The organism is Plectonema cf. radiosum LEGE 06105 (assembly GCF_015207665.1).
In the GTDB taxonomy this organism is placed as follows: domain Bacteria; phylum Cyanobacteriota; class Cyanobacteriia; order Cyanobacteriales; family Nostocaceae; genus Rivularia; species Rivularia radiosa_A.
In genome coordinates this window covers 46502-67016 of record NZ_JADEWL010000007.1, presented here as the reverse complement: position 1 = coordinate 67016, position 20515 = coordinate 46502, and the positions used below count along the sequence as shown (strand labels likewise).

The 20515-nt window shown below is 37.9% G+C and carries 14 protein-coding genes; all 14 read left to right on the top strand.

The window, feature by feature from the left end; translation table 11 throughout:
- Positions 1-271: 271 nt before the first annotated feature.
- The 14 genes from IQ247_RS03580 (at position 272) to hepA (ending at position 20212) form a co-directional block, all read left to right on the top strand.
- Positions 272-946 (top strand): vWA domain-containing protein, encoded by a 675-nt coding sequence (locus tag IQ247_RS03580; protein ID WP_193917120.1) that lies wholly within the window; start codon positions 272-274, stop codon positions 944-946.
- A gap of 50 nt (positions 947-996) precedes the next feature.
- Complete coding sequence (locus tag IQ247_RS03575; protein ID WP_193917118.1) at positions 997-1776, top strand: PP2C family serine/threonine-protein phosphatase; 780 nt, start codon at positions 997-999, stop codon at positions 1774-1776.
- A 55-nt stretch (positions 1777-1831) separates the two neighbouring features.
- Positions 1832-4027, top strand: coding sequence for a tetratricopeptide repeat protein (locus IQ247_RS03570; protein ID WP_193917116.1), 2196 nt, complete (start codon positions 1832-1834; stop codon positions 4025-4027).
- 1335 nt (positions 4028-5362) lie between these two features.
- Positions 5363-6136: a glucose-1-phosphate cytidylyltransferase gene (gene rfbF, locus IQ247_RS03565; protein ID WP_193917114.1), complete on the top strand. Its 774-nt coding sequence runs from the start codon at positions 5363-5365 to the stop codon at positions 6134-6136.
- A 134-nt stretch (positions 6137-6270) separates the two neighbouring features.
- Positions 6271-7488, top strand: a complete 1218-nt coding sequence (gene lhgD, locus IQ247_RS03560) for an L-2-hydroxyglutarate dehydrogenase (RefSeq protein ID WP_193917112.1) — start codon at positions 6271-6273, stop codon at positions 7486-7488.
- 49 nt (positions 7489-7537) lie between these two features.
- On the top strand, positions 7538-8566 hold the full coding sequence (locus IQ247_RS03555) for an NAD-dependent epimerase/dehydratase family protein (protein ID WP_193917110.1): 1029 nt from the start codon (positions 7538-7540) through the stop codon (positions 8564-8566).
- Positions 8567-8676: 110 nt separating this feature from the next.
- Positions 8677-9228, top strand: coding sequence for a dTDP-4-dehydrorhamnose 3,5-epimerase (rfbC, locus tag IQ247_RS03550; RefSeq protein WP_193917108.1), 552 nt, complete (start codon positions 8677-8679; stop codon positions 9226-9228).
- 109 nt (positions 9229-9337) lie between these two features.
- Positions 9338-10651: an NAD(P)H-dependent oxidoreductase gene (locus tag IQ247_RS03545; protein ID WP_193917106.1), complete on the top strand. Its 1314-nt coding sequence runs from the start codon at positions 9338-9340 to the stop codon at positions 10649-10651.
- Positions 10652-10814: 163 nt separating this feature from the next.
- A complete protein-coding gene (locus tag IQ247_RS03540; RefSeq protein WP_193917104.1) occupies positions 10815-12023 on the top strand; it encodes a glycosyltransferase in 1209 nt (402 codons plus the stop codon).
- Entirely contained in the window at positions 12016-12777 is a 762-nt protein-coding gene (locus tag IQ247_RS03535) for a PIG-L deacetylase family protein (protein ID WP_193917102.1), read from the top strand. The genes IQ247_RS03540 and IQ247_RS03535 overlap by 8 nt, the downstream gene beginning before the upstream one ends.
- 147 nt (positions 12778-12924) lie before the next feature.
- Positions 12925-14034, top strand: a complete 1110-nt coding sequence (locus IQ247_RS03530; RefSeq protein WP_193917101.1) for a glycosyltransferase — start codon at positions 12925-12927, stop codon at positions 14032-14034.
- A 17-nt stretch (positions 14035-14051) separates the two neighbouring features.
- The gene (locus tag IQ247_RS03525; RefSeq protein ID WP_193917099.1) at positions 14052-16286 is read left to right on the top strand and encodes a GumC family protein; all 2235 of its coding nucleotides are present in this window, start codon (positions 14052-14054) and stop codon (positions 16284-16286) included.
- Positions 16287-17209: 923 nt separating this feature from the next.
- Positions 17210-17983, top strand: a complete 774-nt coding sequence (gene hepC, locus IQ247_RS03520) for a heterocyst development glycosyltransferase HepC (protein ID WP_193917097.1) — start codon at positions 17210-17212, stop codon at positions 17981-17983.
- A 387-nt stretch (positions 17984-18370) separates the two neighbouring features.
- A complete protein-coding gene (hepA, locus tag IQ247_RS03515; RefSeq protein WP_193917095.1) occupies positions 18371-20212 on the top strand; it encodes a heterocyst formation ABC transporter subunit HepA in 1842 nt (613 codons plus the stop codon).
- The last annotated feature ends 303 nt before the right edge of the window (positions 20213-20515 follow it).

Below are 20515 nucleotides of genomic sequence, written 5' to 3'. Positions count from 1 at the left end.
ATTGTATTCTAGATTTATTCTGTATATAATATAAACCCTTACAGTTAAAAGCCATTGTTGATCGAAGTTGCACAAAAACACTTATGATTTATCAAATAACAGTAAAGATATGTCGGACAATATAGGCAATAATGCATTAGTAAGAAAGTGAACCATAAAAGAAATATCCATCGTCTAAAGTGCCACAGCTAGAATTTATTTGGGGCTTTAAACTATATACTTTGACAAACAGAAAATCCAATCTTAGAACTTCCATATAGCAGCGAAAGTTATGTCCGATACCTTAAGACTAGACGAAGTAGTTGATTTCGCGGAGAACCCCGAACCTCGTTGTCCTTGCGTATTGTTGTTAGATACATCTGGGTCGATGCAAGGAGCGCCAATAGATGCTTTAAATCAAGGCTTGCTTAGTTTTAAGGATGAATTAACGAAAAATTCATTAGCATCAAGAAGAGTTGAAGTATCTATAGTTACTTTTGACAGCAATATAAATGTAGTACAAGATTTTGTGACTGCCGACCAATTTACTCCGCCCATATTAACAGCACAAGGGTTAACTACCATGGGTGCTGGTATTCACAAATCTTTAGACTTAATTCAAGAACGAAAAGCTCAGTATCGTTCTAATGGTGTTGCTTACTATCGTCCTTGGATATTTATGATTACCGACGGTGAACCACAAGGAGAACCCGAAGAATTGATCGAGCAAGCATCGCAGCGTCTACAAAGCGATGAATCAAACAAACGTGTAGCCTTTTTCTCTGTAGGAGTGGAAAATGCCAACATGACGCGGTTGAGTCAGTTAACCGTGCGTACTCCTTTAAAACTGAATGGATTAAATTTTGTGGAGATGTTTGTATGGTTATCTGCTAGTATGTCAGCAGTCTCTCATTCCAAAGTAGACGAACAAGTAGCTCTGCCGCCAATTGGTTGGGGTTCTGTTTAATATAGTTCAAGTACAGCAATAATTAAACAGCCCTAGAAAAAGGTAAGTTTATGAACAGTTCAAGACAAAAGCTTCACTGGCGGGTAGTGGGTGCATCAGTATGTGGGACTAGCCACGTCAAGAACTCCCTGCTTTGTCAGGATGCCCATCACTGGCAGATGTTGCCAGATAATATTTTAGTGGCAGCCGCAGCAGATGGTGCGGGGAGTGCAAGTCTTGGGAAGGTAGGAGCAATGGTAGCTGTAGAAGCAGCAATTGAAAATATCTCTGTAAAGCAGATTAACCAAAGTACCCTAGCTTCGGATAGCTCTGCAAAAGCCCTATTGAGCGAAGCAATTTTGGCTGCAAAAACAGCAGTTGAAGAAGAAGCAATAGCTTCAAATAGACCACCCAAAGATTTATCAACAACTTTAATTATTGTTGTAGCTACGCCTAATGTCGCTGTGGTAGCTCAAATCGGGGATGGTGTTGCAGTTGTTAAAGACAGTCTAGGTAATTTAACAGCTTTAACCGTTCCCGATAGTGGGGAATACATCAATGAAACCAGCTTTCTGACATCACCCACTGCTTTGGATTCAGTGCAGGTAAATGTATGGCGGCAGGGTATTACCAATATTGCCATTCTTACCGATGGGCTGCAAATGCTAGCAATAAATATGGCTGTAGGTTTACCCCACAAGCCGTTCTTTTTACCTTTGTTTGACTTTGTAGCCAATGCTGAAGAGTTAAAAGGGGCTAAGGAACAATTAGTTAAATTTTTACGTTCCGAAAAAATCACCCAACGTACTGATGATGACTTGACTTTAATCATAGCAGCATTAAGCGATTAACAATACTGTTGAACCGCAGTCAAATTTAAACTATAAAGTGTAATTTTAAATTAAAATGCAGGTACTACGCTCTGTTGGCAATCAAAAAAATATTCCCATTGACCTTAACATCAGTTTGGGGCGTGGTGGTGAAGCGTGCATCTACACCATAGACTCAGATGCCGAACTAGTCGCCAAAGTTTACCACAAGCCGACTCTTGAAAAAGCTCATAAGCTAGAAGCGATGGTTCTTCATCCACCAGAAAATCCCACGGCATCTTTAGGACATATCTCGATTGCTTGGCCTTCCGAATTGATCAGAGCAGCAGACGGTAGCAACCAAATTATTGGTTTTACCATGCCGCGTATTCGGGGAATGCGTCCCATCATCGATTTTTACAATCCGAGGACTCGTCGCCAGCATTGTCCTTTATTTAACTATCAGTACCTGCTTCGCACTGCTCGTAATTTGGCTGCGGCTTTCGCTGCTTTGCACGCAAGCGGGTATTGCGTCGGTGATGTCAATGAATCGAATATTTTAGTCAGCGATACGGCATTGGTAACGGTGGTAGACACGGATTCGTTTCAAGTGCGAGACCCTCAAACCAATATAGTTTATCGCACTCCCGTAGGTAAACCAGAATTTACCCCACCAGAACTACAAAATAAGACATTTTCCGAGTGCGATCGCGCTATTCCTCACGATTTATTTGGATTAGGAGTACTGATATTTCAACTTTTGATGGAAGGTACCCATCCATTTTCTGGAATTTTTCAAAGTGTAGGCGAACCACCACCCTATGAAGCACGCATTGCCAAAGGGCATTTTACTTACAGCGTCAATCGTCACGTACCTTACACCCCCACACCCATTGCACCATCTTGGAATGTTCTTCACCCTACCCTACAACAGCTTTTCGTCCGTTGTTTTGAAGATGGTCATAATAACCCCCAGATTCGTCCGAATGCTCAAACCTGGCTGTTGGCATTAACTGAAGCCGAAAATGCTTTGGTACGATGTCAGAAAAACCCCCAGCATCTCCACAGTAACCACCAGCATAAATGTCCTTGGTGCGAGCGCAGTGCAAAATTAGGTGGAAGAGATCCTTTTCCATCAATTCAAGCTGTGGAAAACAAGCAACATTTGAAGCCCCGCCCCAAGCCTAAACGGAGGCGTACAGCCACAACTTCCAGAAGACGGACTGCTGCTACTGTAACTGCAACTGCACCCAAACCAACAACTGCTACTTATCGTCGCAGCCCGCAAATTATTCAGAATATTTCTTACTATCAACCGAATAACAAACCCAGATTTTACCCGGTGATTTTGTGCTTGCTTGGCTTTTTGACATTGGGCTATTTAGATATAGCGACAAAGTTTACAAGTTCTACCGTTGAGAAAAATCAGTACGCTCAACAAACTTTGGTTAGTTCCAAAGAAATCGATCATAATAACAGCTTCACAGATTATTATAAGCAGGGTCGTGCTGCCTATAAACTACAGAAATACGAAGAAGCTATTGCTAATTTTGCCCAAGAAATTCAAAAAAATCCTCAAAATTCCAGGGCTTACGTCAATCGTGGTAATTCCCATTACAACTTAAAAGAATATGAAGCAGCCCTTACAGACTACACTCATGCTGTAAAATTAAATCCAAACGAAGTCAAAGCTTTTGTCAATCGTGGTAACGTCCGCTATATGCTTGCTGAATATAGTAGCGACCCAGACAAAGAATATAAATTGGCAGTTGAAGATTACAATCATGCGCTTTCCATTGACAGTGACGAGGTAGAAGCTTATATCAGAAGAGGTATCGTCCGTTCTCAAATCGCTAAATTCAGTGGTGATTCCCAGAAAGATTATTTACGAGCAATTGACGATTTTAACCGAGCGTTACAAATTGAATCCTCAAGACCCGAAGCTTTTTATCAAAGAGGTTTAGTTCGCTATCAATTAGCTCAATATAGCAGCAACTTTGACCAAGAATATAAAAAAGCTCTTGAAGATTTTAATCAAGCATTGCAGCTTAATTCTAAATTGCCAAAAGTCTATCTCAAACGAGGTTTAGTTCGTTACGAACTAGCTCAGTATGGCGGAGGAGAATCTAATCTGTATCGTCAACAAGCGATTGAAGATTTACAAAAAGCAGCTAAAATCTCTCTGGAGCAAGATGACATGGATAATTATCAGCAAGCCCTTAGCAGCATTTGCGTTGTTGTTGACAACAAATGCGATACTTTATTTCAAAGGACAAGTGTAACCGCACAATAAAAATAGTTCGGATATCCAATTTTTATTTGTTGTTAGCTGCTATAAGTATATTAGAAGCTAATAATTTGTACTGCGTAATTAACATTAAGTAAGTAATATTTTAATTTTATTTCAAAACAATTAAATTAAATTAAATTAAATTAAATTAAATTAAATTAATCAGCGCGGATGCGAAATATAGCAAATTTCAGTTGAGTCCAATACACTAAAACCTCACGCCCTTCCCCTCTCCAAGGCATCGGAGAGGGGAGGCTTTGGGCAGGGTGAATATAATTCGTAATTTGTGAGGTAAATTTGTATTACACCAAATTGAAAACCGCTATAATATCGCATCCGCGCTGATTCATTATAAATACAGCACTTTATGGTTGAATAAACAGAACTGATTAGCAGCATCCCAAACATCAAAATGGCGATCCCTTCGGGCAAGGCTAAGCCGCACCTGCGGTGAACGCCTATCGCCATTTTCAACTTAAACTTTTGCTTGTTCATCACCAGAAAAATACTGATACAAATACCTAATAATTTATATATATTTTCATAGTTAATCAGTTATATTACTGATGTCAATTGACTAGATAGATTTACTATATTCTTCGATTTATGATGATTTATTACTGGTGATGTTGTTTGTAATTGCATCACAGTTATGTAAGAATGGCATATTGTCTACTGTGTCTTTCCGACCTACTAGTTCCTCATCAAGGCTGTAAAATTTGTAATATCAAACAAAGCTAAAGTACGAGTAGTTGAGAGTAACTGATATCAAAATTTCAGAGGAAGATTGTGAGGAATAAAAACGGCAATTAAAATAGGTTTTGCTTTGTTGATTATTCTTTGATTTTGCGAGCAAAAGTACAACAGATGAGGTTAATTAACGATAAAATGCCCTTAAAGGTAAGTTTAAGCAGAAAGAAAGGATTTAATTTAAATTCTTACCAGAGAAAAATACGTAATTAATAGGAATTGATGTGATAACTATTGGGGCGACTACCGGGTAACAGTTATCAGCAATTAATCAATAATATTTCGGTCTTTTGTCATATTAGTTTTTTATGAAAATAAATTTATTTAGTCTTAACTTTATGAAACTAAACAAAGTGATTTGACAGGCTTTGTTCTGGTAAAATTATTTATTTTTGATGCCTACCTTTTAATGAAACCAAGCTTTTTGATTTTTTCATAGAGAAAACAGCTATATTTATCTCGTCTTTATAATTTACAGTAAAAATACGGTTAGATTATATACTGAGAAAATAAAAAAATAGGTTTTCTCTATATGAATCATAAAAAAAACTATTCAATCATCTACCGAAAAAACTAGAGGCAGTTTTTATGAAAGCAGTAATTTTGGCTGGAGGTCTTGGTACACGCTTAAGTGAAGAAACCAGCGTTAGACCGAAGCCAATGGTAGAAATTGGTGGTAAGCCGATTCTTTGGCACATCATGAAAATCTATTCCGCTCACGGTATTAATGACTTTATTATCTGTTGTGGTTATAAAGGGTACGTAATTAAAGAGTATTTTGCTAACTACTTCTTACATATGTCCGACGTAACCTTTGATATGCGGTTTAATCAGATGAACGTGCATTCTGGTTATGCAGAACCTTGGCGAGTCACCTTAGTAGATACAGGAGATAATACCTTAACGGGTGGACGATTAAAACGAGTCAAAGAACATATTGGTAACGAAACTTTTTGCTTTACCTATGGTGATGGTGTTAGTAACGTTAATGTGACTAACCTGATAAAATTCCACAAAGAACAACAATCTTTAGCAACTTTAAGCGCAGTACAGCCACCAGGACGTTTTGGTGCAATTGTTCTAGGACAGGAGCAAACTAAAATTACCAGCTTCCGGGAAAAACCAGAAGGAGACAATGCTTGGATTAATGGTGGCTTCTTTATCTTAGAACCCCAAGTCATTGATTTTATCCAAGGTGATTCCACAGTTTGGGAAAAAGAACCATTAGAAAAGTTAGCTGAGATGGAACAGTTATCAGCTTATAAACATGATGGCTTTTGGCAACCAATGGATACTTTGCGAGATAAAAATTATTTAGAAACCCTTTGGAAGAATAACGAAGCTCCTTGGAAGGTTTGGTAAATAACTAGGTAAATAATTATGAGTTATGAGTTTTTAATTATTAAGTATCATAATTGTAACTTTTAACTTCTAAACTCAGATTGATTATTGTAAATTTTTTGATTACTTTAGTTACAGGGGAGCCGATTTGACAAATGTATGATTTCATTATTGTTGGTGGGGGTATAGTCGGTCTTTCTACCAGTATGGCTTTAGGTAAACGCTATCCAAAAGCAAGAATTTTAGTTTTGGAAAAAGAGTTGGAAGTAGCGTTTCACCAAACTGGTAATAATAGCGGCGTTATTCATTCAGGTATTTACTATAAACCTGGTAGTTTCAAAGCTAAATTTTCCCGTGAAGGTTGTCGTTCGATGGTACAGTTTTGCCAAGAACACGATATCGACCATGAAGTATGCGGTAAAGTGATTGTGGCAACTTCTCCTCAAGAACTGCCTCGTTTGGACAACCTCTACAAGCGAGGTTTAGAAAATGGTATAGAAGTAAAAAGAATTACCAGTGAACAAGTCAAAGAAATCGAACCCCATGTAAGTAGTGTAGCAGGAATTTGGGTAGCATCAACTGGTATTGTAAATTATAAGCAAGTTTGCCAGAAATACGCCCAAATCATCGAAAAACAAGGTGGTGAAATTAAATTTAACACCAAAGTTCAGAAAATAGTTAATAGCGGTGAAAACCAGGTTTTAGAAACCAATAATGGTAGCTTTGAAACTCGTTTTGTAATTAACTGCGCTGGATTATATTCCGACCGTGTAGCTAAATTAGGTAATGTCGATCCCCAAGCTAAAATTGTACCTTTCCGGGGAGAATATTACGAATTAACTCCAGAAAAACGTCATTTAGTCAAGGGCTTAATTTATCCCGTACCTAATCCAGATTTTCCCTTTCTTGGTGTTCACTTTACCCGAATGATAGACGGTACAGTTCACGCAGGACCGAACGCTGTACTTAGTCTCAAGCGTGAAGGTTATAAGAAAACAGATTTTGATTTACGTGATTTTGCGGAAGTGATGAGTTATCCGGGCTTCTGGAAACTAGCAGCAAAGCACTCAGATGAAGGAATCAAAGAAATTATTCGATCATTCAGTAAAGCAGCCTTTGTGAAAAGCTTGCAAAACTTGATTCCCGAAGTGCGATCGCAAGATGTGCTTCCTACCCATGCGGGTGTCCGCGCTCAAGCTTTGATGAATGACGGTAAATTAGTAGACGACTTTTTGATTGTCAAAGGTCAAAACTCCGTTCATGTGTGCAATGCTCCTTCTCCAGCAGCTACTTCTTCGATTGAAATTGGTAAAGCTGTAGTCGCAGAAATTCCCGAACAAGCACATCTAAAATCAGTAGCAGTTAATTGCTAGTAGGTTTAAAAGTTAATCATTAAATAGTTATCCATAGGTATTGAAATCAATGAAAATTCTTGTTACTGGTACTGAAGGTTATCTTGGTTGTTTGCTAGCTCCTTTGTTAATGGAACGAGGACATGAAGTTATTGGTGTAGACACTGGTTATTACAAAGTTGGTTGGTTGTACAACGGTACCCAAACTACTGCTAAAACTTTAAATAAAGATATTCGCCATATTACTATAGAAGACTTACAAGGTGTCGAAGCAATAGTTCACATGGCTGAACTATCAAATGATCCTACCGGACAATTATCACCAAATATTACCTACGATATCAACCATGCTGGTTCGGTTCGTCTTGCCAAACTAGCGAAACAAGCGGGTGTCCGTCGCTTCGTGTATATGTCTTCCTGTAGTGTTTATGGTGTTGCTACGGAAGGTGATGTTACCGAAGAATCGCCGGTTAATCCGCAAACTGCTTACGCAGAATGTAAAACCTTTGTAGAACGAGATGTCAAACCACTTGCTAGCGATGATTTTTCCCCAACCTTCATGCGGAATGCAACAGCTTTCGGTGCTTCTCCAAGAATGCGGTTTGATATTGTTTTAAATAATTTAGCAGGTTTAGCCTGGACTACCAAAGAAATCAAAATGACTAGCGATGGTACTCCTTGGAGACCATTAGTTCATGCCTTGGATATTTCTAAAGCAATTATTTGTGCAATAGAATCTCCTCGTGATATTGTACACAACCAAATATTTAACGTCGGAGATACGAATAATAATTATCGAGTTAAGGAAATAGCTGAATTTGTTGCTGAAGCCTTTCCTGGATGTAAATTGAGCTTTGGCGATAGTGGTTCAGATAACCGTAGCTATCGAGTTTCTTTTGAAAAAATCAATACTATTTTACCTGGCTTTAAATGCGATTGGGATGCACGTTCGGGAGCTAAACAATTATTTGATGTGTTTAGTCAAATTGATCTGACAGAGGAAATATTTTTCTCTAGAGGTTTTACTCGTTTAAAACAGTTAGAGTATTTGATTCGCACGCAACAAATTGACAAAGATTTCTTCTGGGCTAAGAAATAGCAAAGCTATATTTCATCTCATAAATCAAACGGGTACGGAAAGATAAATAACCGTACCCAAATATCTAAAAATAATATCTCAAAACACAATTATTCTTTGATTAGGTTGCCATGATTTTTACCGAAACTGAACTGCAAGGAGCTTACATGATCGACTTAGAAGAAAAACACGATACTCGTGGCTTCTTTGCTCGTACTTTCTGCGCTCAAGAACTCGAAGCACATGGTTTAAAGTCAACAGTTGCCCAATGTAATTTATCCTTTAACCATAAGAAAGGTACTTTACGGGGAATGCACTATCAAGTAGCTCCAGCCGCAGAAACAAAGTTAATTCGCTGCACAAAAGGTGCTATTTATGACGTAATTATTGATATGCGTCCTGAATCTCCTACTTATTTACAACATTTCGGTGTGGAATTAACAGCAGACAATCATCGTGCTTTGTATGTACCAGAAATGTTTGCTCACGGCTATCAAGCACTAACCGATGGCTGTGAAGTTATGTATATGGTAGGTGAATTTTATACCCCCGGATACGAAAAGGGTTTACGCTATGATGACCCATTTTTCAACATCCAATGGCCTCTTGAAGCAACTGAAATGTCTGAAAAAGATACGAAGTGGCCTTTGATGAGAATGATGACTGTTGGTGGTGCTTCCTAATTACTCCCTACTGACTTGTAAGTGAGTAGGGAGTAGTGAGAAAAACGGTCATGTTGAGTGCCTACTCCCTTGATTCAGAAAAATATAATATCTAACAGGAGTTAAATTAATGATTATTGTAGACCGCGCTTTACAAGCACGCGCCGAAGCCGCAAACCCGGTAAAAGTAGCAATGATTGGTGCTGGTTTTATGGGTCGCGGAATTGCCAATCAAATTGCTAATTCGGTTCCTGGAATGGAATTAGTGGCAATTTCTAACCGGAATATAGATGCTGCGAAACGGGCTTATACAGAAGCCGGAATTGAAACTGTTAAAGAAATTTCCGGTGTTACGGATTTGGAAGATGTCATCAGACAAGGTGGATATGCAGTAACTGAAGATGCAATGTTGCTGTGTCGCGCTGAAGGTATTGATGCAATTATTGAAGTCACTGGGGCGATCGAGTTTGGCGCTCACGTTGTCATGGAAGCCATCGCTCATCATAAGCATATCATTATGATGAATGCGGAACTTGACGGTACTATCGGTTCTATTTTGAAAGTGTATGCCGATAAAGCCGGAGTTATCCTCTCAGCTTGTGACGGAGACCAACCGGGGGTCGAAATGAACCTTTATCGGTTTGTTAAGAGCATTGGTTTAACTCCGTTGCTGTGTGGAAACATCAAAGGGCTACAAGACCCCTATCGTAATCCTACCACTCAAGAAGCATTTGCTAAACGTTGGGGACAAAAGCCTCACATGGTGACTAGCTTCGCTGATGGAAGCAAAATTTCCTTTGAGCAAGCCATTGTTGCTAACGCTACGGGAATGAAAGTTGCTCAACGGGGAATGCTGGGATACGACTTTAAAGGTCATGTTGATGAAATGACCTCGATGTATGATGTGGAACAATTAAAGCAACTTGGCGGTATTGTTGATTATGTTGTCGGTGCTAAACCCGGTCCCGGAGTATTCGTTTTTGCAACTCACGACGACCCCAAACAGCAGCACTATCTGAATTTATATAAATTGGGTGAAGGACCTCTTTACAGCTTTTATACTCCTTATCACTTATGCCATTTTGAAGTACCTTTATCAGTAGCCAGAGCCGTACTATTTAAAGACGCTGTGATCTCTCCCTTGGGAGGCCCCTTAGTCGATGTGGTAACTACTGCCAAAATTGACCTCAAAGCTGGTGATACCCTTGATGGTATTGGGTACTACATGACCTACGGTCAATGCGAAAATTCCGAAATTGTTCGCGAACAAAATCTACTCCCAATGGGTCTAGCAGAAGGATGCCGTTTAAAGCAAGATATTGTCAAAGACCAAGTTCTTACCTACGATGATGTAGAACTACCACAAGATAGACTTTGCGACAAGTTACGGGAAGAACAAAATACAACATTTGCCAACAGCAAAACTTTGGCACTAGCTAGATAAAATAACCACCAAACATATCATGGATTATCTAATAAGTTGACCGAAGTAGTAGAGAATAAATAATTTGGGTAGTGAAGGATTTTTGTTAATTAAAAGATTAAATATCCTTCACTCCACTTCTCTTAGTTAGTTAAAATTTAATAGAGTTTTCCCAGGGGTATTTATGCAAACCAATTTAGTTAAGCGCGTAGCAGATAATATTAGTGTAGTCGCAGATAGAATCCAAGGTCGTCTCGAAAGACGGCGTATGGTTTCAATTCAACCAGATAAACCAGCAATTGGAAACGTACTTATTTCTTACGTTGTCAATCCATTTACTTTGAAACCAGGTGAACCCGTTCCAACTTCCCATACTCAACATTGGGAATGCTTGCAAATGGCTAAAACTTTTTTAGACTTCGGCTACAACGTTGATGTTATATGGTTTTATAACGATGTATTTCTTCCGAGCAAAGATTATACGTTTTTTATTGAAACACGTTGGAACTTACAAAGATGTGTACCCTTTCTGAATAAAGATTGTCTAAAAATATTTCATTCCGATACAGCGCATATTTTATTCCACAATGCTGCTGAAGCAAATAGATTATTAAGATTACAGCAACGACGCGGCATTACTTTAAGTCCGAAAAGATTCGAGCAACCAAATCAAGCCATCGAATACGCCGATTGCGCGACAGTTCTTGGTAACGAGTTTACTCTAAACACATTTAAATACGCAAATAAACCCCTGTATCGAATTCCTATTTCTGCTCCAAGGCTTTATCCTTTTCCTGAAGATAAAGATTTTGCAGCTTGTCGGAAAAACTTTCTTTGGTTTGGTAGCGGTGGTTTGGTTCACAAAGGATTAGACTTACTTTTAGATGCCTTTTCCCAAATGCCAGATTACAATTTAACTATTTGCGGACCAATTGAACGAGAAGACGATTTTAAAACAGCTTTTTATCAAGAACTTTATCAAACTCCGAATATTCATACAATTGGTTGGGTTGATGTGAACTCGCAAAAATTTATAGACATTGTTAATAGTTGTCTAGGAATTGTTTATCCAACATGCTCCGAAGGTGGTGGCGGATGCGTTATAAATTGTATGCATACAGGTTTAATTCCCATTGTTAGTTATGAATCAAGTGTAGATGTTAGCGATGATTATGGAGTTATTTTAAAAGAAAATACTGTCGAAGAAATTAAACAGAGTATTCAGAATATTTCTAGTTTAAATCCATCACAACTTGAACAAATGGCCAGAAAATCTTGGGAGTTTGTCCGAAAAAATCATACCAGAGATAGATTTGCTCAGGTGTATCGAGAAACCATTGAAAAAATCATGTTACAACAAGGTATAAAAAAAGATTTATTAACATATGTTTAAACTGTCTTTAAATCAATTGCGAATTAGTTTAGGAGCCGCACTTAGAGATACTAATTATAATGTACATTACAATTGGCTTTTACGTTTTAAAAGCAAACCTATCGAGGTGAGTAACAAGCCAGCCATAGTCTTTTCTCCCCACCAGGATGACGAAACTATCGGTTGTGGAGGAGCGATCGCCCTGAAGCGTTCCCAAGGAATACCAGTCAAAGTAGTGTTCCTCACAGATGGACGTTATGGTAGACCAAATTGGATTGAACCAGAAAATATTATCGAATACCGTCAACAAGAAGCATCAAGCGCTTTGAATATTTTGGGTATTCAACCATCGCAAACGCAATTCCTCGGTGCAGCCGATGGAAGCCTAGCTCAATTATCTCCCGAACAACGGAACTTATTAATTAATAAATTAGTTGAAATTATTCAATCTTTTGAACCGCAAGAAGTTTACGTTCCTCATCATCACGATGGACATCCAGATCATGAAGCAACTTACTCTTTAGTTGACAGTGCGATTAAAGCTTCTAAAATGCCTATAGAACTTTTACAATATCCGATTTGGATGTTGTGGCGAAATCCCTTATCTTCTCATAAATATTTGCAGAAAAAAAGTAAAGCTTATCGCTTGTTTATTGGCAATTTTAAAGAAACAAAACATCAAGCAATTGCAGTCTACAATTCACAAACCCCAAATTTACCTTCTAGCTTGAAGCAAGCAATGTTTTCCAGTCACGAAATATTTTTTAAAGATTAAATTTATCTATTGCCATTGGTAGTAAAAATCATTTATTAAATAAACAAAAAACAGTAATAATTATTCAGGATTTAAATGTAAAAAACACTTTCCAAATTAAGTTTTTTTTCTTGCTTGCGGTCGAAGTGTAATTTTATAGGGAACAACATGAAAGTTGCTTTAGTCCATGATTATTTAACCCAAAAAGGTGGCGCAGAACGAGTATTTGAATTGCTTTGTAAACGTTTTCCTGAAGCTGATATTTTTACATCTTTATACGATGCTCAAAAAACTATTGACCTAGGTGAACGGATAGTCAACACGACTTACTTACAAAATATTCCTGGTGCTGCAAAATACTTTCGCCTCATGGCTCCTTTGTATTTTCCTGCTTTTAGGGCTTTAGATTTACAAGAATATGATTTAATTATTAGTAGTAGTACTAGCTTTGCCAAAGCTGTACGAAAAAGCCCCAAAGCACGGCATATTTGCTTTTGTCATAATGTGACTCGTTTTCTTTGGGATACAGAAACTTATTTAAGAGAATATGCTGACTATCAGTACTTTGCTCCATTAATTGAGAAAGTTTTTCAGTTGATGAGAAATGTAGACTTAACTTATGCACAAGAACCAGACCTGTACATTGCGAATTCTAGTGTTGTTGCACGACGGATCAAAAGTACTTATGGTAAAAAAGCAATAGTTATTAACTACCCGATTGATACGAGTAAATTTGTTTATTCAGATTCCAAAGATGATTATTTTCTTGCATCTGCAAGAATGATCGGTTACAAACGACTTGATATAATAGTAGAAGCTTTTAACTGGCTGGGATGGCATCTCAAAATATCAGGTGACGGTCCAGAAAAAGAACGCTTACAATCAAAAGCTTTGAAAAATATCGAATTTGTGGGTCACGTATCAGATTTAGAACGTACCCAATTGTTTTCTAAGGCAAAATCAGTAATAGTTGCAGCCTTAGAAGATTACGGATTGGTTCCGGTAGAAGCAAATGCTAGTGGAACACCAGTAGTAGCTTTCGGAGCCGGAGGAGTTTTAGATACTCAGGTACCTGGTAAAACAGGAGTCTTTTTCAAAAGGCAAACACCTGATTCTCTACAAACCGCATTATTAGAAGCCAGGGAAATCTATTGGAATTACGATAACATCCGCAATCATGCTGTAGCCAATTTTTCGGAAGAGGCATTTTTTAGTAAAGTCGAACAAGTCATCGACCAAACTAGTGAAATACAGCGATCGCAGTCTCTGATTTGTTAGCTGAGGAAATTAATAAAGTGAATCAAGCCAGTCTAAGTCCCCATGTAAATCCAGCGGCTGATACAGAACCGGGTTACGGACAACTGTTTGCGGTATTAATCCGGCGATTTCCTTGGTTTTTGATCGTATTTCTGGCTTCCGTAGGAGCGGGTTATTATATATACAAAAGAACCGCGCCTACATACAAGAGTTCAATGGAACTGCTAGTAGAGCCAAATTATCAAGCAAAAGCAGAAGGAACGGAAATAGGCAAAAATCAGTTTACGGACTCTAATGTGAAGATAGATACCGCTACTCAGTTGAATTTAATGGGTAGTTCTTCACTTATAAAAGAAGCAGTTGAGAAACTCAAGCCTGAATATCCGGAGATAAGTGTAAATAATATTAAAAGTGCTTTATCCTTAGAGCAACTAAGGTCAAAAGAAGATAATACTGCAACTAAAATATTCCGCATTGAGTATACAGGTCAAGACCCAGTAAAGACTCAAAAAGTATTAGAAGCTATACGGCAAGTTTATCTCGATTACAACAAAGAGCAGCAGAGAAAGCGTTTAGGAAATGGTCTGAGAGTTGTCAGGGAACAGAAAAAAAATGTCGCTGACGAGCTAAACAAAGCAGAAGCGCAATTATTAAGGTTTCGCAAAACTGAGAATTTAACAGATCCTTCTACACAAGCTAAAGCTTATGAAGACGCTTTAAATAATATTCAGCAAGAACGAACCACAACTCGTAATCAATATAAAGAAGCTCAAGCTCGGCTCAACTCTTTACAACAACAATTAAAACAAACTCCTCAAAATGCACTGGTCTCTTCTCGTTTGAGTCAGTCAACTCGCTACCAATCCTTGCTCAACGAAATCCAAAAAACCGAACTGGCGATCGCCCAAGCCAATTTGCGTTTTACAGAAAGTCATCCGGACGTTTTAAAGCTCAAAGAACAGCTTGTAGAACAAAAACAGTTATTACAACAAGAAGTCGGACGGGCTTTAGGAGGGAGTAATACCGATGCAAGCGCGATCGATTCGGGTGAAATACTCAATCAAGGACAGCTTTCTCAAACAGACCTGAACCTAGCTAGTAGCTTAGCAGAAACCCAAACAAATTTGTTTGCTTTAGCTGCTCGTGACCAAAGTTTGGCGCAAAGAGAAGAACAGCTTAACGAAGCACTGAAAAAATTTCCTCTCCTATTAGCTCAGTATAACCGCTTACAGCCCCAGGTAGACTTGACCCGTCAACGCTTACAGCAGCTTTTGAAAGTAGAACAAGAATTGGAGCAAGAACTGGACAAAGGTGGATTTAACTGGGAAGTAGTGGAAGAACCCCAAGAAGGAAATTACTTAGGTCCAAATCTGCAACAAAACCTGATGTTGGGTGGAGTAGTTGGTTTGATGTTAGGAGGGATAGCAGCTTTTGCTCGCGAAGCCGGTGATGATGCGGTTCGGACTACTGCTGAATTAGAAAAACAAATTGCCATCCCCTTGTTAGGAACAACTCCTAAATTACCTCCTGCAAAAGCCAAAGAACCCATATTTAGATTACCCTTTGGCAAGCCAGAAGTTCTTGCTCCTTGGACAATTCAGGTGTTGCAATCACCACCGCGTTGGGAATCCCTCGACCTAATCTATAAAAATATAGAATTGCTCAATTCTGTTTCTACCTTTAAATCTTTGATGGTAACTTCAGCGTTACCCGATGAAGGTAAATCAGCTTTAGCTTTGGGTTTAGCCATGAGTGCTGCTCGCTTGCATAAAAAGGTATTATTAATTGATGCCAATTTACGCGACCCTAGCGTACATAAAAATCTCAATCTTCCCAACGAACAAGGTCTTTCTACTTTGTTAACAAGCGATGTAGCTCTACCGAACCAGATAACTCTTCAATCTTCAGGCTCATCTTATATAGACATCTTAACCGCAGGACCAATTCCAGAAGACCCAGCGAATCTATTAAGCTCTCCTCGTATGGAAGAATTGATGAGTGCATTTGAAGAAAATTACGATTTAGTCATCTTGGATGGGTCTTCAGTGCTTGGTTTGGTGGATGCTTTACTCACAGCATCAACTTGTCGCGGTGTAATCATGGTAGCAAGTATTGGCAAGGTAACTCGTACCCAAGTTGCACAAGCTACTGCGATGCTTGGTAAGTTGAATTTACTTGGGGTTGTGGCAAATGGAGTCTCAAACTCTAATTTTAGTTATGTTCCCCATGTCAAACAACAGCAACTTGCACTCAAAGGAGCGGTGGAAGAGTAGATATTTAATCTGAGTATCCCTTCGGAACCCACATAGCAATCTAAGATAGTCGGGTTTCTATTTCTATCAGGGTGTTTACAAATACTGATTTTAAAAACCCGACTTATCAAGTCTTAGAAGTGGGTGTGAGTAAATAGTTAATAATATTTGATTTATTCAGGCAAAGTTTTCATTTAATCGTATGCCTTTTATATTGTCAATTAAACTTGGTTATGGAAGCTATATGTATTACTTAAGATAGTTGTTGAATTCAAACTATTACCCAATATGCTTCAATAGCCCTCTCGAAAATAAGAAGCGCAGGAATATTTATTTTTCGTAAGTGTGTTCCACTCAGGGGTACTCACGTTAACATAATCTCAAAGGGTATTTGAGGTTAAACGAAATGACAGCAGAACAAACGAAGTATATATGAATTTTACGTGAATTCTTTAGTATATTTGTTTTTTTTAGGTAAAGCTCTGCAAATAAAAAAAACTTTATTAAGTTGTGAAAAATATGTATGTTACAATTACTTAGAAATTGAACATAGTCTAGTTATTAAGTGTTACGCAAATTTAATTCATCGTACCTTGATAATAAGTGTAATAAAGCAGTTACTGTTTAAAGAATAAATAAAGAATCTATTTTAAATAGCGTTATTCATATAGTTTCCTATATCCTGTTTATTGAATACCGTTACAAAAAAAGGTAATAGCACAATTTCGTCGGTTTATTGGTAGTCCCCTATCTTTTATTAAGATAGTTTTTCCATTGAATTGATAAAAGTTATGTAATTACCGCAACGGAAATTTTATGAGTTATTATTTGCCTGCATTATTTATTTTGATGCAAGTAAAAACAATAATTACGGAGAATATAGGCATTTCCCCGGTATTTTATGATCAAACAAGCTGTCTACCACCACACAATTTAAAATTTATATGACAATTTCAATAGCTCCAAATTTATACAATAACCCCAGTGGACTTGAATCTAAGAGTTCGATCTACTGCACCCTTCAATGGCGACGCAATCAATTATTAGTTAAATCTTCGGGTACAATCAAGCAGCCCTATATGCCTTCATTAGATCATCATGAATCTTTGAAGGAATGCTTAAAACATTCTGCCGTTAAGTTAGTTCGCATAGATCCCAAATTGGGTGAAGAAAAAGTAAGACTTTGGGCAGATGCTTGTGCGTCCATTTCTAAACCAATATATTTGTCTCTAAGTGCTGACAAAAAGCAGCCCAAGCCAAATAGTTTATTTTTGTGGGGTTCCAAACGTTTAATTGAGTGGGCGATCGCCAGTATTTTTCTACTAGTATTAAGTCCGCTGATGTTACTATTAGCTTTATTCATGAAAGTAGACACTCAAGCACCAATATTTGAACGTACTTGGCACGTTGGTGAAAGAGGTAAATTATTCAAAATAATCAAATATCGGACAAAATCCGCCAATAGAGAAGCAATAAACCAAAACACCACACAAATAGGTAAGTGGATGCATAAATCCGGTTTAGAAAACTTACCACAGTTGTTAAATGTGCTTCGAGGTGAAATCGGCTTGTTTGGTTCTCGTTGCTGGACTTTGGAAGATGCGATTAAGCTAACTCCGGAGGCACAAAAACAACTGAATCATCTACCAGGAATCATGAGTTCGTGGGAAGTAGAGACTGAATCAAGCATCTTACATCTAGATAGCCAAATATCGTAATTGATGTGTTGTCTATAAATGTTAATAAATCTTATTCATACATTATCTTGCCAATTCAACAAAATCATCACTGCCAACACCTGTAAAAACTATATTTCAGCTTTCGTGTTGGCATTGTATCCTGGGGGAATAATTACAAAAATGCTGCTAAGTAGCCGTGTAAAATAAATTATTTAGTTAGAGGAGGTAACAAGGATACTAGCTGGCGACCACGCAAATTGCAAGAAAAATTCATAAAATATAGCAATTTCATTCCTGTCCAAAAATAGCTAAATATTTCTGCTTAACTATTTAGTAAAGGGGATGATTGTTGATCTCACACTGCTATCCTGTTAAAAAAGAATCAATCCTTGATTAGCTACTACTCTAACAGTTAAAAATATATATATGCAGAGAAAAATATATCAGCCATTCAGCAATTTACTTAAAGCGACTAACTTCTGGAAGGATAACTATTTAATATTACGAGAATTTAAACATTTTCGTAAGGTTACTATATTTGCTTTAGTTTTTTCTATACTAGCAGCGGCTTTTGAAGGTTTTACTATTGGTTTTTTGTTAACTTTTTTACAAAGTCTCACAGCCGGGAGTAATGCAGAACCGATTCACACAGGTATTGCTTGGTTTGATATCTGGATATTAGGAGTCAAAACTTCGGCAACAAGTCGTTTATATAGAATATCAATATTAATTTTATTAAGTACTTGGCTGCGTTCTGCATTCAATTATTTTGGTGCAATCTATACCGAATCGGCACAATTGCATCTAGCAGACCGTTTGCGTAAACGAATGTTTGAACATTTACAAGCATTACCCTTAAGCTATTTTGTTAAAACTCGTTCCGGTGAACTGATAAACACGATAACCACTGAAATAGAGAGATTGAAACAAGGTTTTGGTGGTGCTGCTTTCCTGATTACTAGGGGAATGGCAGTTTCGGTTTATTTTATCTCCATGTTTTTGATATCATGGGAACTCTCGATAGTTTCGGTGTTGCTGTTTACACTTTTAGGAGTAGGACTTTCAACCCTTAATGCTCGTGTTCGAGAATCAAGCTTTGGAATTTCTAATGCTAACGGTCTTTTTCATTCAACAGCCACAGAGTTTATTAATGGTATCCGCACAGTTCAAGCATCAGGTACCCAAGATTTTGAACGGGAGCGTTTTTATAGCGTTAGCGGTAAATTGCTTAATGCTTCAATAAAAGTTGCAAGAGCTTGGACTTTGGTAAAACCCATCACTGAATCAATTGCAACTACCGCGCTGATTGGTTTAATTATTCTTTCCTTTGCGAAATTTACTTTACCAGTTGAGTCTTTATTAACATTTTTCTTTGTGATGACTCGTCTTGTACCCAGTATTCAAGACATCAATGGAACGGTAGCATTCATGAGTACCTTGAATGGTTCCTTAGATAATGTCACAAAACTACTTGAAAGCGATGACCAAGAGTACTTCCAAAATGGCTCTATTGAATTTAAGCAGTTGAATCGTTCTATTGACATAGTATCTGTTGATTTTGGTTACGAACCCAGTAATTTAGTATTACAAAATATTACTCTTACCATTGAAAAGGGAAAAACAACTGCTTTGGTAGGAGCATCTGGTGCTGGAAAAACCACCCTTGCAGATTTGATTCCTCGATTTTACGATCCAACAGAAGGACATATTTTTGTTGATGGAGTCGATTTAAAAGATTTTGACATCTACTCGTTGCGAAAAAACATGGCTGTTGTCAGTCAAGATACATTTATTTTCAATACTTCAGTTTGGAATAATATTGCTTACGGTACACTCAGCGCTTCCGAAGCCCAAATCAAAGAAGCCGCCAGACTTGCCAATGCATTAGAATTTATCGAAGATATGCCTGAAGGTTTTGATACTCAACTTGGCGATCGCGGTGTCCGATTATCCGGGGGACAAAGACAGCGAATCGCCATCGCACGTGCATTACTTCGCGATCCCCAAATTTTGATTTTGGATGAAGCCACCAGTGCTTTGGATTCTGTATCAGAACGGTTGATTCAAGAATCTTTAGAAAAGCTTTCTGTTGGTAGAACAGTGATTGCGATCGCTCATAGACTTTCTACAATTGCTAAAGCCGATAAGGTAGTTGTATTAGAAGCAGGAAATATTGTCGAGCAAGGAAAATACCAAGACTTACTACAACAACGTGGCAAGTTATGGAAATATCATCAAATGCAAAATGAAGTCGGTCAAACAAATTAAAGAGTAGGAATGGCTGGTTAATTTACAATATTAATCATAGGGTTTGCTAATAGCAAGCCTTATTTTTTAAGGTTAGTTCCCTTAGAAGTCGGGGTTTTTGCCTGAAATATTTGTAATATAGCGGTTTTCACTTGGGTGCAATACAAATTTTACCTCTCTTAGCCACCCCTCTCCAAGACATCGGAGAGAGGAGGGAGTGAGGTTTTAGTGTATTGGACTCAACTGAAATTTGCTATATGCTGATTAAAAACCACGGAGATGGATTAATTAAGTGCATATTCATACAGAAACGGTATTAATATT

Coding starts and splice junctions, on each gene's coding strand:
- lhgD (WP_193917112.1), top strand. CDS start 6,271: ATGTATGATTTCATTATTGTTGGTGGGGGTATAGTCGGTCTTTCTACC.
- hepA (WP_193917095.1), top strand. CDS start 18,371: ATGCAGAGAAAAATATATCAGCCATTCAGCAATTTACTTAAAGCGACT.
- IQ247_RS03535 (WP_193917102.1), top strand. CDS start 12,016: ATGTTTAAACTGTCTTTAAATCAATTGCGAATTAGTTTAGGAGCCGCA.
- IQ247_RS03530 (WP_193917101.1), top strand. CDS start 12,925: ATGAAAGTTGCTTTAGTCCATGATTATTTAACCCAAAAAGGTGGCGCA.
- IQ247_RS03545 (WP_193917106.1), top strand. CDS start 9,338: ATGATTATTGTAGACCGCGCTTTACAAGCACGCGCCGAAGCCGCAAAC.
- hepC (WP_193917097.1), top strand. CDS start 17,210: ATGACAATTTCAATAGCTCCAAATTTATACAATAACCCCAGTGGACTT.
- IQ247_RS03555 (WP_193917110.1), top strand. CDS start 7,538: ATGAAAATTCTTGTTACTGGTACTGAAGGTTATCTTGGTTGTTTGCTA.
- rfbF (WP_193917114.1), top strand. CDS start 5,363: ATGAAAGCAGTAATTTTGGCTGGAGGTCTTGGTACACGCTTAAGTGAA.
- IQ247_RS03540 (WP_193917104.1), top strand. CDS start 10,815: ATGCAAACCAATTTAGTTAAGCGCGTAGCAGATAATATTAGTGTAGTC.
- IQ247_RS03580 (WP_193917120.1), top strand. CDS start 272: ATGTCCGATACCTTAAGACTAGACGAAGTAGTTGATTTCGCGGAGAAC.
- IQ247_RS03575 (WP_193917118.1), top strand. CDS start 997: ATGAACAGTTCAAGACAAAAGCTTCACTGGCGGGTAGTGGGTGCATCA.
- IQ247_RS03570 (WP_193917116.1), top strand. CDS start 1,832: ATGCAGGTACTACGCTCTGTTGGCAATCAAAAAAATATTCCCATTGAC.
- rfbC (WP_193917108.1), top strand. CDS start 8,677: ATGATTTTTACCGAAACTGAACTGCAAGGAGCTTACATGATCGACTTA.